The 13,431-nt window shown below is 58.4% G+C and carries 8 protein-coding genes and 4 pseudogenes; 6 read left to right on the forward strand and 6 right to left on the reverse strand.

Going from position 1 to position 13,431, the window contains the following annotated elements:
* Positions 1–9: 9 nt before the first annotated feature.
* Together lpdA and ACZ9DP_RS15205 are read left to right on the forward strand one after the other, a co-directional pair.
* On the forward strand, positions 10–1,728 hold the full coding sequence (gene lpdA, locus ACZ9DP_RS15200; protein WP_476202746.1) for a dihydrolipoyl dehydrogenase: 1,719 nt from the start codon (positions 10–12) through the stop codon (positions 1,726–1,728).
* A gap of 110 nt (positions 1,729–1,838) precedes the next feature.
* Positions 1,839–1,958, forward strand: a pseudogene (locus ACZ9DP_RS15205) (IS110 family transposase); the annotation flags it as partial.
* 323 nt (positions 1,959–2,281) lie between these two features.
* Here the strand turns inward: ACZ9DP_RS15205 and ACZ9DP_RS15210 are convergent.
* The 5 genes and pseudogenes from ACZ9DP_RS15210 to ACZ9DP_RS15230 all read right to left on the reverse strand — a co-directional run bounded on the left by ACZ9DP_RS15210 (position 2,282) and on the right by ACZ9DP_RS15230 (position 8,227).
* On the reverse strand, positions 2,282–4,168 hold the full coding sequence (locus ACZ9DP_RS15210; protein ID WP_476202785.1) for an IucA/IucC family protein: 1,887 nt from the start codon (positions 4,166–4,168) through the stop codon (positions 2,282–2,284).
* Positions 4,169–4,787: 619 nt separating this feature from the next.
* Positions 4,788–5,790, reverse strand: a pseudogene (locus ACZ9DP_RS15215) (IS30 family transposase).
* A gap of 113 nt (positions 5,791–5,903) precedes the next feature.
* Positions 5,904–6,286 (reverse strand): annotated as a pseudogene (locus ACZ9DP_RS15220) (IS30 family transposase); the annotation flags it as partial.
* A gap of 138 nt (positions 6,287–6,424) precedes the next feature.
* Positions 6,425–6,538, reverse strand: a pseudogene (locus ACZ9DP_RS15225) (hypothetical protein); the annotation flags it as partial.
* Between the two features lie 267 nt (positions 6,539–6,805).
* On the reverse strand, positions 6,806–8,227 hold the full coding sequence (locus ACZ9DP_RS15230; protein WP_476202748.1) for an ISNCY family transposase: 1,422 nt from the start codon (positions 8,225–8,227) through the stop codon (positions 6,806–6,808).
* A gap of 302 nt (positions 8,228–8,529) precedes the next feature.
* Here ACZ9DP_RS15230 and ACZ9DP_RS15235 point away from each other — a divergent pair, with 302 nt between their 5' ends.
* Entirely contained in the window at positions 8,530–9,018 is a 489-nt protein-coding gene (locus tag ACZ9DP_RS15235; protein ID WP_476202749.1) for an NADPH-dependent F420 reductase, read from the forward strand.
* Between the two features lie 668 nt (positions 9,019–9,686).
* On the opposite strand, the gene ACZ9DP_RS15240 is transcribed toward ACZ9DP_RS15235, so the two are convergent.
* On the reverse strand, positions 9,687–11,081 hold the full coding sequence (locus tag ACZ9DP_RS15240; protein WP_476202786.1) for a helix-turn-helix domain-containing protein: 1,395 nt from the start codon (positions 11,079–11,081) through the stop codon (positions 9,687–9,689).
* 123 nt (positions 11,082–11,204) lie between these two features.
* On the opposite strand from ACZ9DP_RS15240, the gene ACZ9DP_RS15245 reads away from it, so the two are divergent.
* The 3 genes from ACZ9DP_RS15245 to ACZ9DP_RS15255 all read left to right on the forward strand — a co-directional run.
* Positions 11,205–12,797 (forward strand): isocitrate lyase, encoded by a 1,593-nt coding sequence (locus ACZ9DP_RS15245; RefSeq protein WP_476202751.1) that lies wholly within the window; start codon positions 11,205–11,207, stop codon positions 12,795–12,797.
* Positions 12,798–12,857: 60 nt separating this feature from the next.
* Entirely contained in the window at positions 12,858–13,037 is a 180-nt protein-coding gene (locus tag ACZ9DP_RS15250) for a hypothetical protein (protein WP_476202752.1), read from the forward strand.
* Positions 13,038–13,174: 137 nt separating this feature from the next.
* The coding region (locus tag ACZ9DP_RS15255; RefSeq protein ID WP_476202754.1) for a citrate/2-methylcitrate synthase at positions 13,175–13,431 on the forward strand (257 nt) is incomplete at its 3' end.

Below are 13,431 nucleotides of genomic sequence, written 5' to 3' on the forward strand. Positions count from 1 at the left end.
GGTGCGGACATGACAATTGTTGAAATCCGCGTCCCCCCGCTGGGTGACCTCAAGGAAGTGCCCGTTGTCGAGCTGTTCCTGAGCAAGGGCCTCTCCGTTCAGCCTGAGCAATCGATGATCACTGTCGAGAGCGACAAGGCGACGATGGATGTGCCTTCGCCGATCGCCGGTACGATCGTTGAGGTGCTTGTGGCCGTCGGCGACAAGGTGAGCGAGGGTACACTGCTGGCAGAGGCCGAAGTGTCGGACAACAAGGAGACGACCGCCTCTTCGACCCCGGCGACAAGGTCTGCGGCGCGACTGTCGGCCGAGCCGCCCGCAGATGCCGTGGATGTCGTTGTGATCGGCGGAGGACCTGGCGGCTATTCCGCAGCGTTCCGTGCCGCCGACCTCGGCTTGAAGACCATGATCGTTGAGCGCTACGAAACGCTGGGCGGCGTTTGCCTCAACGTCGGCTGCATTCCGTCGAAGGCTCTGCTGCATCTGGCGGCGGTGAAGGAGGAGGCCGAAACGCTTGCCGATCATGGCATTGCCTTCGGTGAGGCCAAGATTGATATCGCGAAGGTGCGCGACTACAAGTCCTCCGTGGTCAAGCGGCTGACGGATGGCCTTGCAGGCATGGCGCGCGCGCGCAAGGTAGATGTTGTGGTCGGCACCGCCACCTTTGCCGGCCCCAACACGCTGCGCGTTGCCGGCAACGAAAAGACGACGCAGATCACATTCCGCAACTGCATCATCGCAGCCGGTTCGTCGGCGGTGAAATTGCCGATGCTGCCGGACGATCCCAGGGTGGTGACGTCGACGGGGGCGCTCCAGCTGGAGGCCATACCGAAGCGGATGCTGGTGGTGGGTGGCGGCATCATCGGCTTGGAAATGGCGACGGTCTACGGTGCCCTAGGCACCCGCGTCGATGTCGTCGAACGTCTGGATGGTCTGCTTCCCGGCGTGGACCGGGATCTCGTTGCGATCTGGCTGAAACAGAACGGCCACCGCTTCGACCGAATCATGACCGAAACGACGGTCGATGTCGCAGTTGGCGGAAAGAACGGCATCGAGGTGGGCTTCACCGGCAAGACCAACGAGAAGTTCAGCTATGATCTGGTCCTCCAGGCGCCCGGACGCAGGCCGAATGGTGACCAGCTAAATCTTTCTGCTGCCGGACTTGCGGCGCAGAACGACTTCATTGCGGTTAACCAGGAAATGCGCACGTGCGTCAGCCATATCTTCGCCATCGGCGACATCGTTGGGCAGCCGATGCTTGCGCACAAGGCGGTGCATCAGGGGCATGTCGCCGCTGAAGTGGCGGCCGGCCACAAGGCAGTTTTCGACACCGACATCGTGCCGTCTGTTTGCTATACGAGTCCAGAGATCGCTTGGGTCGGCATGACGGAAGAGCGGGCGGAAAGGGACGGGCTGAGGGTGACGGTCGCCCAGTTCCCATGGGTCGCATCGGGCAGGGCTATCGCCAACGGTGCTGAATACGGCATGACGAAGCTGATCTTCTCGGAAGAAACGCGAAGGATCATCGGGGGCGCCATTATCGGTCCGAGCGCTGGCGACTTGATTGGGGAGCTATGTTTGGCCATAGAATTGGGCGCAGACGCGGTCGACATCGCGAGGACGATCCATCCGCATCCCACATTAGGCGAAACAATCGGCTTCACGGCCGAGGTGGCGTTGGGTGCATGCACCGATCTGCCGCCCCAGCGCCGCGCTAAAACCCGATGAGCTTGGGTGCGTGGACCTTTCGATGGAAAGCTCCGCCACCCCTACGCTCGAGCGTCATGCGTCGAAGGTGATCGGCCCAAAAGACCAGGTTTTAATGGACCATCAACGTTGAGGGGATCCGCGACATGGTGCTGACTCGCGAGGCTGCCAGCGAAGCGCTGGAGCAGGCGCGCCAGCAACTTCAGTCTTACTTATTGCCTCACGGCCGCGTCGATACCGGCCGCAAACCGTGAAGAACGTTGGCGTCCCTACGCTCAGGTAGAGAAATTGCTCTCCGAAAAGTTGATCGCGAATTCGAAGGTCATGGACATCATCAAATTCGGTCGATCAATACTCAAATTTATTCCTGCATCGTGAAACCTCAATAATCTGAAGCACGCTATGCTGCCGCTTTTTACACAGCGCTTCGCTGCGGTTAGCCAGTAGTCCATGAACCCTAATAACCGGCCTTGGCATACCGTGAATCTGTGCCAGCGTGTGATTCCGCGCTTTGGCTTCTGAAGGAGCGCCGAGCGCGGATCCTAAGCTGCTTACCGGTGCACGACTGCACTGGTCACCGCACGTCCGCCAACGGATTGGGCAATTGGTGTTCCACCCGGAATTCGCGATAGCATTTCAGGTGCAAACGCAAGACTGAGTGGCTCGGCCAAGGCTGTTCGAGAAAGGCCCGTCGCTCTTCAGCCCAGAAGGCGTCCGACAGCATGCGCGGGCGCAACGCCTCGAAAACTTTTTCGGTCTCTTCCCGCAGGATGCGCCACAGGCTGTCGCCCGCGACGGAATATTGATCGGTTAGACGGAGAGCGATCTCGTGGAGATGGCAGACGAAGCACGAGGTGATGACGAAAGAGCGCACGGGGCTGATGTCGTCATCGAAAATCGTCGGCAAAATGCCCTTGAGGCTGAGCCCCTGCAAATCGTAGCCGCGCTCTTTAAAGAGCGGGGGAAAACTGCGGACATCGCTGAGGTCGCGGATCAGCAGCTTCCGCGGCTGCCCGTGACTGTCGAACAGGATGATGCTGTTCTGCTGATGCGCCTCGAAAGCAATCCCATAGAGTAAGTATATGGTGAGTGCCGGGCGCACGACCGTGCGGGCATAGACACGGAAGAAGGCTTCGACGGTTCCCTGGCTCTCGGCGCCCTGTCTGGCGATGAGCTCGCAGATCAGCGGCCGGCCGTCCAGCGGACTTGCCGTCAGTAGCGCTGCGACGGTGACCGGTAGCAGGCCATCGCGGCGTGCCAGGGCATCGACGTTGCGATAGATGACCGACAAGAATTGACCAGTATGCTCGTCGGCCGTTTCGGGGTGATGCAAGATAGCGCCCAACTCTTCGGTGAAGATTTCCAATTCGTCTCGAAGATCATCCTCTTTGGACAGGATGTCGGAGACCAGCGTGCTGAGGCGCGGCCCCATGCGGACCGACTTTGCATCAAGGGTGCGCTGTGCGCTCGTCATCCAGATGGCGACCGGCAGTTTGACAAAGGGTCTCGGCTCCTCCGACTCCGGCAGCACCGTGCGGAACGACATGGAGGGTAGCGTCAATATCTCCGGGCCGTCCAGATCGAGAACACCGGCCTCGATCTCGGGCGCGAATTCGCGGCATACGAAATTTTCTAGGTGCCAGGCATGAATAGGCAGAGGCAACCAGTCCGCGGTCAACTTGCCGCGCGCCGTCATGCCATTCGCCCAGTCGCGCCAGAGATCGGGAAAGTTCCGGGCGAACCATTCCGAGTAGCCGCCCACATGCGGCATCTTTTCCACATAGGCCCAATCGCTGCAGAGCGCAGCGATGCGCAGGCGCACCCGAGCGCCGAACTCGGGCGATAGTCCAACAACGTCTTCGGGCGGCAAGCCGGGTTTGGCTTTCCATGTTGGATAGAATGGATGGCCTTCCAGCGCGCCCCATTGGTCGAGAATCATTGCCGCGCGGTGCGACGGCAGGTTCGTTTCAAGATAGGCAAGGAATCCGGGCGCACCGGCTTGAGCGATTTGGCCGTTAAGTGCAGAGCTCCACTGCTCACGATAGCGCCGCGCGAGGATGTCGTTGCGCACGCTGTTGTCGACGTCGCGAAGCAGATGCGCGAGTCCGTCGGGGGCTGGCGCAATCGCAAGAGACGCAGCCACCTCGCTTATCAGAGCGGCGGGATCGTTGATCCTTTGCCGACCACCCTTACCGTCAAGCACTTCGACCCGCCCGCGGTTTTGTAATGTTCCGGCAGGCCTGCGGCGCAGGTCAGTGAACCGCAGCACGCGCTGCGAAGTCCTCAGGGGGAACCAAGCCCTGCGGTTATCCTTCGCCCACTGCAATTCATCCGGGTCGAGCAGACGCTCAGCGAACAGGCAGCGAACCAGCCGATTAATTGCATTGCGCGATGAATTCGTCAAAAGCACGCAATCCTCGCCCTGGATGGGGGGTGCCGCGCAAGAGATTTTCTTATCCATTCGTGAGCCTCCGTTCGTTTCTGTAGCCACATCGTCCGGGAGTCGTCGGCCAGCTGTGGTCCTGGGGCTTAACTGCAAATGAGCGACTGCAGTTTTTTCGAAGTGAGACCAAAGTTTCTGGCATCGCCCGCATGAAAATCTCCGTACCGACAATGGTTTCAAGCCACTGTTGAAGAGTGAATAAACATCACTATCGGCGGACAGTTCCTTCCTGCTCGCAACGAGGAATCAGCAAAAATCGTGCCAACCGGCAGAAAAGCCATTAGAAGTCATCTTTGGCCTTTTGTTCGATGGCTTAAATGAGAGTGCAAGCAAAAAAGACACGGAGGCAACACCGTGTTCCAACCTCACAAAGCCGACAACCGGCGTTGGGTTAGACCGTTTCCCAGGAATGGCGGATAGGACTTTCTTGCGGCTAACGGCGTGACCCGTCATTCAATGGACGCTCAGCTGCGAATGCTGCTTTTTCGTTAGCGGCCGTGGCAAAGTCGATGCCTTCGCTAATAGTGTAAACCCCGTCTCAACGTCAACTATGAAGATACCACACTCGAGAGTTACCAATTTGGATTTTTTGGAGAATCTACGCCAAGTGCATCATTGCCGTTGTCAGGGTAGGGGCTCAGCCGCTTTCGCGCAAATGGGCGACGAAGACTTCGGCCGGTGTTTTGAAGCCGAGGCACTTGCGCGGCTGCGAATTCAACTGATGGGCGAGGTGAACGAGCTGCTGCTGGCTGACGAGTGACAGGTCCGTATCGCCAGGCATGAAGCGTCGGATTCGCTTGTTGGTGTTCTCGACGGTGCCTTTTGCCACGGCGAGTTGGGGTCGCAGAACCAACTCTTGGCGCCGAGCCCGTCTTCCAAAGCCCGAAAGCCGGCAAACTCGGTGCCGCGATCAAACGTAAAGCTGCGACGTGCAGAGGACGGCAAGGGCGAGAAGGCAGCAATGATCTTGTCCATGATCGGACGCGAGTGCCGACTGCGGTTCTTGATCATCACGGTGTAGCGGCTCACGCGTTCGACAAGCGACGTCACATTGTAATGGCCGAGTTTGCGATCGAAGATCAGCAGATCGCCTTCCCAATGCCCGAGCTGCGACCGATCATCAATAAAATCAGATCGTTGGGAGATCCGGTGTTCAAACGGGATCAAGCCGTCACGGGGCTTGCGGGATCCGCGCGGCCGGCGTCTGCGTCGCCGTTCGGGCAGGTGTTCGTAGAGGCCGAGCGGATAGTCTTGCTTGCAATAGATGAAGCGATAGATGGTCTCGGGGCAAACGCTGATGACGCTGACACCGTCGGCAGACAGACGGCCGGCGATCTGTTCCGGCGACCAATGCGCCTTCAACCGATCGATGACAAGCTGGCGCAGCGCTGGATGGCGTGTGAGCTTGCGCAGCCGTCGACGCCGCTCCTTGCTGATGTCGTCGGCAATGGTCCCGAAGAAGTAACCCTGTACTCGGGAAACTCGCGGTCGTGGAACGTGTTGCGCTTCAGTTCGCGGTAGATCGTCGAGCGGTGGCGCCCAAGCTGGCGAGCGATCTCACCAACCGGGAGTTTGCGTTCCTTCATCTGATAAAGACGTCGACGATCGGACAGGGTGAGCTGCAAATAGCAATGCGACATGCCAAAATCTCCAAAGTGAAGCCATTGAAATCATTGGCATGTCGCACTTGGAAATAGAATGTACCCCGGCTATGTGAGTTCATGGTGAACCGCGACCTGCGGGCTTTGAGAAGCTAACCGGTGCGCCGGATTTGCGCGAGGAGTTTCTGGCGGAAGACTTCGGCGGGCGTTCGATAGCCGAGGCATTTGCGCGGCGTTGCGTTGAGCTGGTCGCAAATGTCCTTCAGGTCGCGGTCGGTGATCGACAGTGGATCCACCTCTCTCGAAAGCCATTTCCTGACCCGGCCATTGGTGTTCTCGACCGTGCCTTTCTGCCAGGGCGACTGCGGGTCGCAGAACCATGTCTGCGTTCCGATGCCGGCCTGAAGATAGGGCCATTCGCTGAACTCAGTGCCTCGGTCGAAGGTGATGGAGCGTCGAGCGGCGTGGGGTAGGGGCTGAGCACCTCAATCAGCCCGTCCATGATCGGCTTCGATTGCCGGTCGTTGTTGCGCAGCTTGGCTCTGCGTTCACGTGCCATCTCGTTGGCGGTCACGCAATAGTAGCCGCTCAGATCCGGCATCTGCGAATCCTCAAACGCATTCCGCTTGAGCTCGCGGAAAATCGTCGAACGATGCCGTCCAAGCTTCTCGGCAATGACCGTGGCGCTCAGGCCGGCCGCTCGCCAGCGAGCGATCTTACGACGTTCATCCATATCGATCTGGGAGTAGGTGCGTCTCATGAGCGTTCCTTGCGCGTGATAACCCATTGGTATCTATCGCAAGTCGCACTTCATCCTTGAACCCACCCCCCTTACAATGAATGTCAAAGCATTTTATAGATGAGACATCGTCAGCAATATAGAAATGCAACAATGGCCAATTATGATTACTTGGAGGGTCGAAGGATATTCTTCTCGTAAAGCAGCAACGCCAGCCGCCGACCGGGCGCAGCGGGTACGGGTTGCGCAGCCCGGGCGGTGGCGGATAGGATCGTTGCGCGCAATACGTGAGCTTTGACACCTTGATCGCATCAGTCATTCCGCCGCCTTCATGCGCGCCAGTGCTTGCTCGCGACGGGCAATGACAGCGGGATCGTTCATATAATCCGTCCGTGGTTTGCGCCCGCGCTTCTGATAGCCATTGCTCTGGCTGCCGTCGGGAATGGCGAACATGTGGCTGGTCTGGCCCGTGCGGCGCGGTCCATGCTGGCTGCGCCCCAGCTCGCGCTCAGCCTGCCTGTCGGCAACAAAGGCAAGCACCTCGTCAAGGCGCTTGTTCTCGACAACTTCCGACCGCTGCACCGAGCGCAGTTTGTCGAAGGTCCGGTAGGGCAGGGTGATCCCGTCGTGCATGACCTCGAGACGGCCATCCGGGTAGTCGCAGACGATAACCTTCTGACCGGCCAGCCGCTTGGCCGCCGCCGTCGGCTCGAGGATGAACAGCACCTTGTCGTAGCGCAGCGTCAGTGTCTGCGACAGCTTGCGCATTTCCTTCCTGCACAGGGCGCCGTCGAGATTCTCGTGCGCGGCAAGCGGGCGGTGCATATTCTTGGCATTGCGCGGCTCCTTGCCAAAGCGCGCATTGAAATCACCCATGAACTGCGCTGCATAGGCGTTGGCTGCCTCGATCGTGCTGATATCATGCAGACGCAGTTCCTTGACCAGCCGGTCCTGCAGGGTCTGGTTGGCGCGCTCAACCCGGCCCTTGGCCTGCGGAGTGTTGGCGCAGATGATGTCGATGTTGAGCTCGTGCAGCGCACGGCCGAACTGCGTCAGGCCACTCGTTCGATCCAGGTTGGAGGGGTGGGTCGTGCGGAAGATGCCATGCTTGTCACTGTAAAAGGCCAGCGGCTTGCCCCAATCCTGCAGATAGGTCTTGGCGGCATGGAAATAGTCGAACGTGTTCTCCGACCGGGCAAAGCGTAAGTGAAGGAGCTTGCCGGTCGCATCATCGATGAAAACCAAAAGCGCGCATTTGGGACCGCGATCCTCGAACCACCAATGATGCGAGCCGTCGATCTGCACCAGTTCGCCGAAGCATTCGCGGCGATTGCGGGGCTGATGCAAACGCTTCCTGCGCTCCTGACGCGAGGTCCACAGACCGGCCTGCGTCATCCATTGCCGCAAGGTCTCCTTGCTGATCCCGATCCCGTGACGCTCGGCCAGCTTCTCGCAGGCAAGCGTCGGGCCGAAGTCATGATAGTGTTCACGCACGATATCCAGAACCGTATTGCGAAAGGCTTCCGGATAACGCCGGTTGCTCGGACGGCCGCGCTTCCTCGACACAAGCCCATCCTCACCGTCACGATCATAAGCCTGCAGCAGGCGGTGCATATGGCTGCGGCTGATCGACAGAAGCCTGGCAGCGTTGCTGACACTCAACCGATCGTCTTTGACTTTTTGAACCGCCTCCAGGCGGTGAAGCTCTTTCTGGGACATCGTAACAAGACAAGGCATGGCAGCTCCAAAATCGGATGGATGAAAACGCCAAACCTTCCTTTCCTGAAGTTCGTGTGGATCGGAGGGCAGAGGCGCTGTCGCACCTCTAATTTGCCCATATGTCTCATTACTAAATTGCTGCTACAATGAAAAAATGCATAAGCTTTATTATGGAACGTCAGAGCGGTTTCGTGGCTGTTGCTTTTTGCGCCCAAACCGCATTTTCCACGACTGTGGAAAACCGGGCATCCTGCGGTTTGCAGTGTTGCGTCGGCGCGAACCGATGGCATGGTTGCGTTCATTGAAGAACGCGAGTCACCATGCCGATCATCAATATAAGAGATGCAGAGCTGCGCGATCCGCAGCTTGCCGAGCTTGATGCAGGCGAAGTCGAAAGCGTTTGGGTCTCCGAGCAGCTCGGCCGACCTGTCATCAAGGCGTTCAACAATATCCTTTCGCATTCGCTGGCGGAACTCGGTCAACCAGAAGGGACGCCGGATCGCTTGGCCGTTGCGGTCGCCGGGGATGACGACGCAGCGAAGCAGCTTGTTATGGAGATTGTGAGCGAAGTCGGATTCGATCCGGTTGATGGCGGACCGCTTTCAGAGTCTTGGCGGCAGCAGCCCTCGACGCCAGGATACTGCTGCGACTACGACGCGCCCACCATGCGTAAGGCGCTCGATGCGGCGGTAAAAGGTGAACCGTCCAAGACGCGTGACCAGCTCATGAGCAAATTTGCAACGCTCGGGCCGAACCCCACCCACGATGATATCGTGGCAATGAATCTTTCGCTGAATCCTTTGCAATAAAAGCAACGGTGCCCCTCTCTCGATCTGCAACACAGGCCGTACGTGTTGCAGACCGATGCCTCCTCAAAAGCAACAAATGCGGTCTAAACGGCTGTGCAACACCTTGCTTTGGATCGAGCAGCACGGAAGCCTTGTAGGAGAGAGCCTTAGCTTCACTCACTCACCCAGCTTCAATGCCGAAACCGCACTCTTTGAAACCGGCAGCATTTGACCTGCGCTGCCGGCCATCCATTCTTGTTAAGCGGACACCTTGGCTAACGACCTATCGATGGCATCGGTGATGCGATCGATGTCGTCGGACGTGGCGATGAGAGCGGGCGACAGGCAAAGCGTATTGTTGAGTCCGCCATCCAAAGAGCGGTTCGTGGCACCGATGATAACTCCTTGAGTGAGGCAGTCGGCGACCACGCCCGTACGATTTGCAACACACGGATTGGACTTGGAGTTTGCAACGATTGTATCAAATAGTGCAGCCCGGTGGTCGCAAAGACATCTCTTTATTGGCAGATCGATATTCAGCGATCTACTCAAATCCCCCGCGTGAACGGGGATCGCGATGTTGGAAGGCCCGGCGCCAGACGCAATCGGGTTGCACGTCCACTTTGTGCAACGGTCGCAAAACTGCAGCTTCTCAAATGCCAAGTCTCGAATTCATCGCCTTACCATAGTCAGTCGGAAAATCCGAATGGAGCGTCAGTGCGACGATAGTGGTCGGGCAGAATCTGTCGGCCGATCGGCGGTTCCGACCGGTGTCTGCAATTGTCGCGATGGCAGAGGCGACAGGTGATCCCAATTGGCGTTGGCATGACGGGTTGTCGATAATAGACAAGTCGTTCGGCATGCCTGGCCTCACAAACCAATGCCACGGCCCGATCGACCCTCGGAAGTCCGTAGGTCCCGCCTCCGGAGCTTACGGTTCGTGCGATCGAGAAAAACTGCTGGCCGTCCGGCAACTCGAGCCACTGCGTTACGACCGTTCTCTGCGTGGAAAATACCTGATGCAACGTCCAAACCGGGCATCCGCCCCCGTGCCGGGCAAAAGGAAAGTTGGCGCTGTCGAGACGCTTCGACACATTTCCCGCAGCATCCACCCGAATGAAGAAGAACGGGATTCGCTCCTGCCCGGGCTTTTGTAGCGTTGTCAGCCGATGGGCGGTCTGTTCGAAACTGGTTCCAAATTGTCGTGCGATCGCCTCAACGTCGTAGCGACGCGCCTCAACCGCTTTGGCGAACGGCTTGTAAGGCATAACGACAGCAGCGGCGAAGTAACCTGCAAGCGCCCGGTGGGCCAGCCGCCGCGCGCTCTCTGTCGAGAAACTACCTTCCTGAACGACTTTGCCAATCTCGTCGTCGAACTCGACGTAGGCGAGTTGCTGTGCGAGCTGGAAATTCTGGCTTGCTGTGTCCAGACAGTCGTCGAGCAGAACCTCGCGTCGATGACGATCGAGCCGGCGCACCGAGCCTGACATGATCTCCGTCGGGATCCGTCTGACACGAAGGGCATGACGCTGCATAAAATAAGATGAAAGGCAGCCGCCGGCATCATTCACCGCACCTGCCAGTTTCTCAGCCGCCGCATCGAGGCCGGGAAAACAGTTTCGCCTGGCGGCCAGGAACCGCCGCACGTCCGCAACAGGATCTGACCCCTCGTCACTCCCTCGGTCGAGGGCTACCTGCCGCTGATCGGCAAGGGCGAACTGCTCCTCCTTGTACGCCGTGTATAGCCGGAGCATGGCTTGGGCAAAGCCCGGAAAGCTGCTCAAAACATCGGCTGCTTCGAGCGGCGAGATATCAATGTCTGCAAAGATCGGATCCTTGATGGTCGATTGCAGCCGATCGAGAAGTTCGGGCGTGCTGTCGTCCGCCAGCACCGACATATCGATCTTATAGGTTCTCGCAAGGCGCAGCAGCAGCTCGGCTGTCAAGGGGCGCTGATTGCCCTCCATCAGCGCTACGTATGACGGCGACACCTCGAGGTCCGACGCCATCATTGCCTGAGTCAGGCCAAGATCTTTTCGCAGCCGCCGAAGACGGGGGCCCAAGTAAACGCCATGCTTTTCCATGATGAGCATTACAACATTACAGCAGGAGCTTGTAAAGTTTGACAATATGACTCCGCTATGGCTTCAGCTTTTCGTCCAGGGAAGTTATTGCATTGCACACTTCAAACAGTGCTGGAGAAATCGATGTCGTATGTAGCCTATCTCGAAGACGCCAACCGGCTGATCGCGGGCAAAGCCGAATGGAACGGACTGACGGGTGAAGCTGTCGCTCGCATGTGTCTACAGAACCGATTCAAGACGGGCCTCGATGTCGCGCGCTACACGGCCGCGATCATGCGTCGCGACATGGCCGGCTATGACAAGGACCCGAGCAAATACACGCAGTCCCTCGGTTGCTGGCATGGCTTCATCGCTCAGCAGAAAGTAATCTCGCTGAAGAAGCATTTCGGGTCGACCGAGCGGCGATACCTCTATCTCTCTGGATGGATGGTTGCAGCGCTCCGGTCCGGATTCGGTCCCCTGCCCGACCAGTCCATGCACGAAAAGACCAGTGTGCCGGCGCTTGTGGAGGAACTCTACAGGTTCCTGCGCCAGGCAGACGCCCGCGAACTCGGCATGTTGTTCAGGGAAATCGACAAGGCTCGGGCGGACGGCGATCAAGCGCACGAACAGCAGCTGCTTCAGGCCGTCGACAATTACCAGACGCATGTCATCCCGATCATTGCCGATATCGACGCAGGATTCGGAAATGCCGAAGCAACCTACCTGCTGGCGAAAAGGATGATCGAAGCCGGCGCCTGCGCCCTGCAGATCGAAAACCAGGTTTCCGATGAAAAGCAGTGCGGCCATCAGGACGGAAAGGTGACCATCCCGCACGAGGAATTCGTCGCCAAGATCCGCGCATGCCGCTATGCCTTTCTCGAGCTCGGCATCGACGACGGCATCATCGTTGCCCGAACGGATTCTCTTGGTGCAGGCCTCACGAAACAGATCGCCTTCAGCGCCAGCGAAGGCGATATCGGCGACCAGTACAATGCCTTCCTGGATTGCGAAGAGATCACCGGTCAACAGCCCTCGAACGGCGATGTCCTGATCACGCGCGGCTCCAAGGTCCTGCGGCCGAAGCGGCTGCGGTCCAATCTCTTCCAGTTCCGTGAAGGCACCGGGGCCGACCGTTGCGTCCTCGACTGCATCAATGCGCTGAACAATGGCGCCGACCTGCTTTGGATCGAGACCGAAAAGCCTCATGTCGAGCAGATCGCGAGCATGATGGACCGCGTCCGCGAGGTCATTCCGAACGCAAAGCTGGTCTACAACAACTCGCCCTCGTTCAACTGGACGCTGAACTTCCGGCAGCAGGTCTTCGATGCCTGGGAAAAGGAAGGCATGGACGTCTCCGGGTTCGACCGCGCGAAGCTGATGAGCGAGCAATATGACGATACCGACCTGGCCCGCGAAGCCGATGAAAAGATCAGGACGTTCCAGCAGGATGCTTCCAAGCGCGCCGGCATCTTCCATCACCTGATCACGTTGCCGACCTATCACACGGCGGCGCTTTCGACCGACAATCTCGCCAAGGAGTATTTCGGCGAGCAGGGCATGCTCGGTTACGTCGCCAACGTCCAGCGCAAGGAAATCCGCCAGGGCATCGCCTGCGTGAAGCACCAGAACATGGCAGGCTCCGACATGGGCGACGATCACAAGGAATATTTCGCGGGCGAAGCCGCTCTCAAGGCCGGTGGCACTCACAATACCATGAACCAGTTCGCCGCCTGATTTGCGGGCGACCGGGCAAGGGGCGGCAACAAACGCTCCTTGCCTCACGGAGGAAAGATGATGTCGGAACAAATCGAAGAAGAAAAAATCGTCCAGCCTGAGCGGTCACGTGCCGTCTTTTCGCAACAGGATTTTGAGCTCATTCGGGTCGCCATCGCTTACTATCTGCAAGAGGTGAAGGACAAGCCGGAAGCCGTGAAGTATTCGAACCTGTACCATCGGCTAGGGCGCATATCGTAGAGCGCGACCGCAATGTCTCGTTGGACGACGGCGAGACAACCGGCGGGCGGAAGGTTATTTCTCGACCGCCTGCCTGTAGAACCGATCAGCATCTTGCGAAGGTTCGCTTTGTTTTCCGGATTTTTAGGGGAAGAAACATGCTTGCAAAAAACGCCTTTGTCGCGGTCGACGGTCAAAGCGCCGAACTGCAGCTTCGAACGGGGACGATTGGACCGCAGGTCGTCGACATTGGTTCACTCTACAAGCAGACGCAGATGTTCACCTACGACCCGGGCTTCACGTCGACGGCGTCGTGCGAATCCAAGATCACTTATATCGACGGTGACAAAGGGGTCCTCCTGCACCGCGGCTATCCGATCGAACAACTCGCCGAGCACGGTGACTTCCTCGAAGT

It is taken from the genome of Rhizobium sp. USDA 4016 (genome assembly GCF_056279705.1).

Coding starts and splice junctions, on each gene's coding strand:
- lpdA (WP_476202746.1), top strand. CDS start 10: ATGACAATTGTTGAAATCCGCGTCCCCCCGCTGGGTGACCTCAAGGAA.
- ACZ9DP_RS15210 (WP_476202785.1), bottom strand. CDS start 4,168: ATGGATAAGAAAATCTCTTGCGCGGCACCCCCCATCCAGGGCGAGGAT.
- ACZ9DP_RS15230 (WP_476202748.1), bottom strand. CDS start 8,227: ATGCCTTGTCTTGTTACGATGTCCCAGAAAGAGCTTCACCGCCTGGAG.
- ACZ9DP_RS15235 (WP_476202749.1), top strand. CDS start 8,530: ATGCCGATCATCAATATAAGAGATGCAGAGCTGCGCGATCCGCAGCTT.
- ACZ9DP_RS15240 (WP_476202786.1), bottom strand. CDS start 11,081: ATGGAAAAGCATGGCGTTTACTTGGGCCCCCGTCTTCGGCGGCTGCGA.
- ACZ9DP_RS15245 (WP_476202751.1), top strand. CDS start 11,205: ATGTCGTATGTAGCCTATCTCGAAGACGCCAACCGGCTGATCGCGGGC.
- ACZ9DP_RS15250 (WP_476202752.1), top strand. CDS start 12,858: ATGTCGGAACAAATCGAAGAAGAAAAAATCGTCCAGCCTGAGCGGTCA.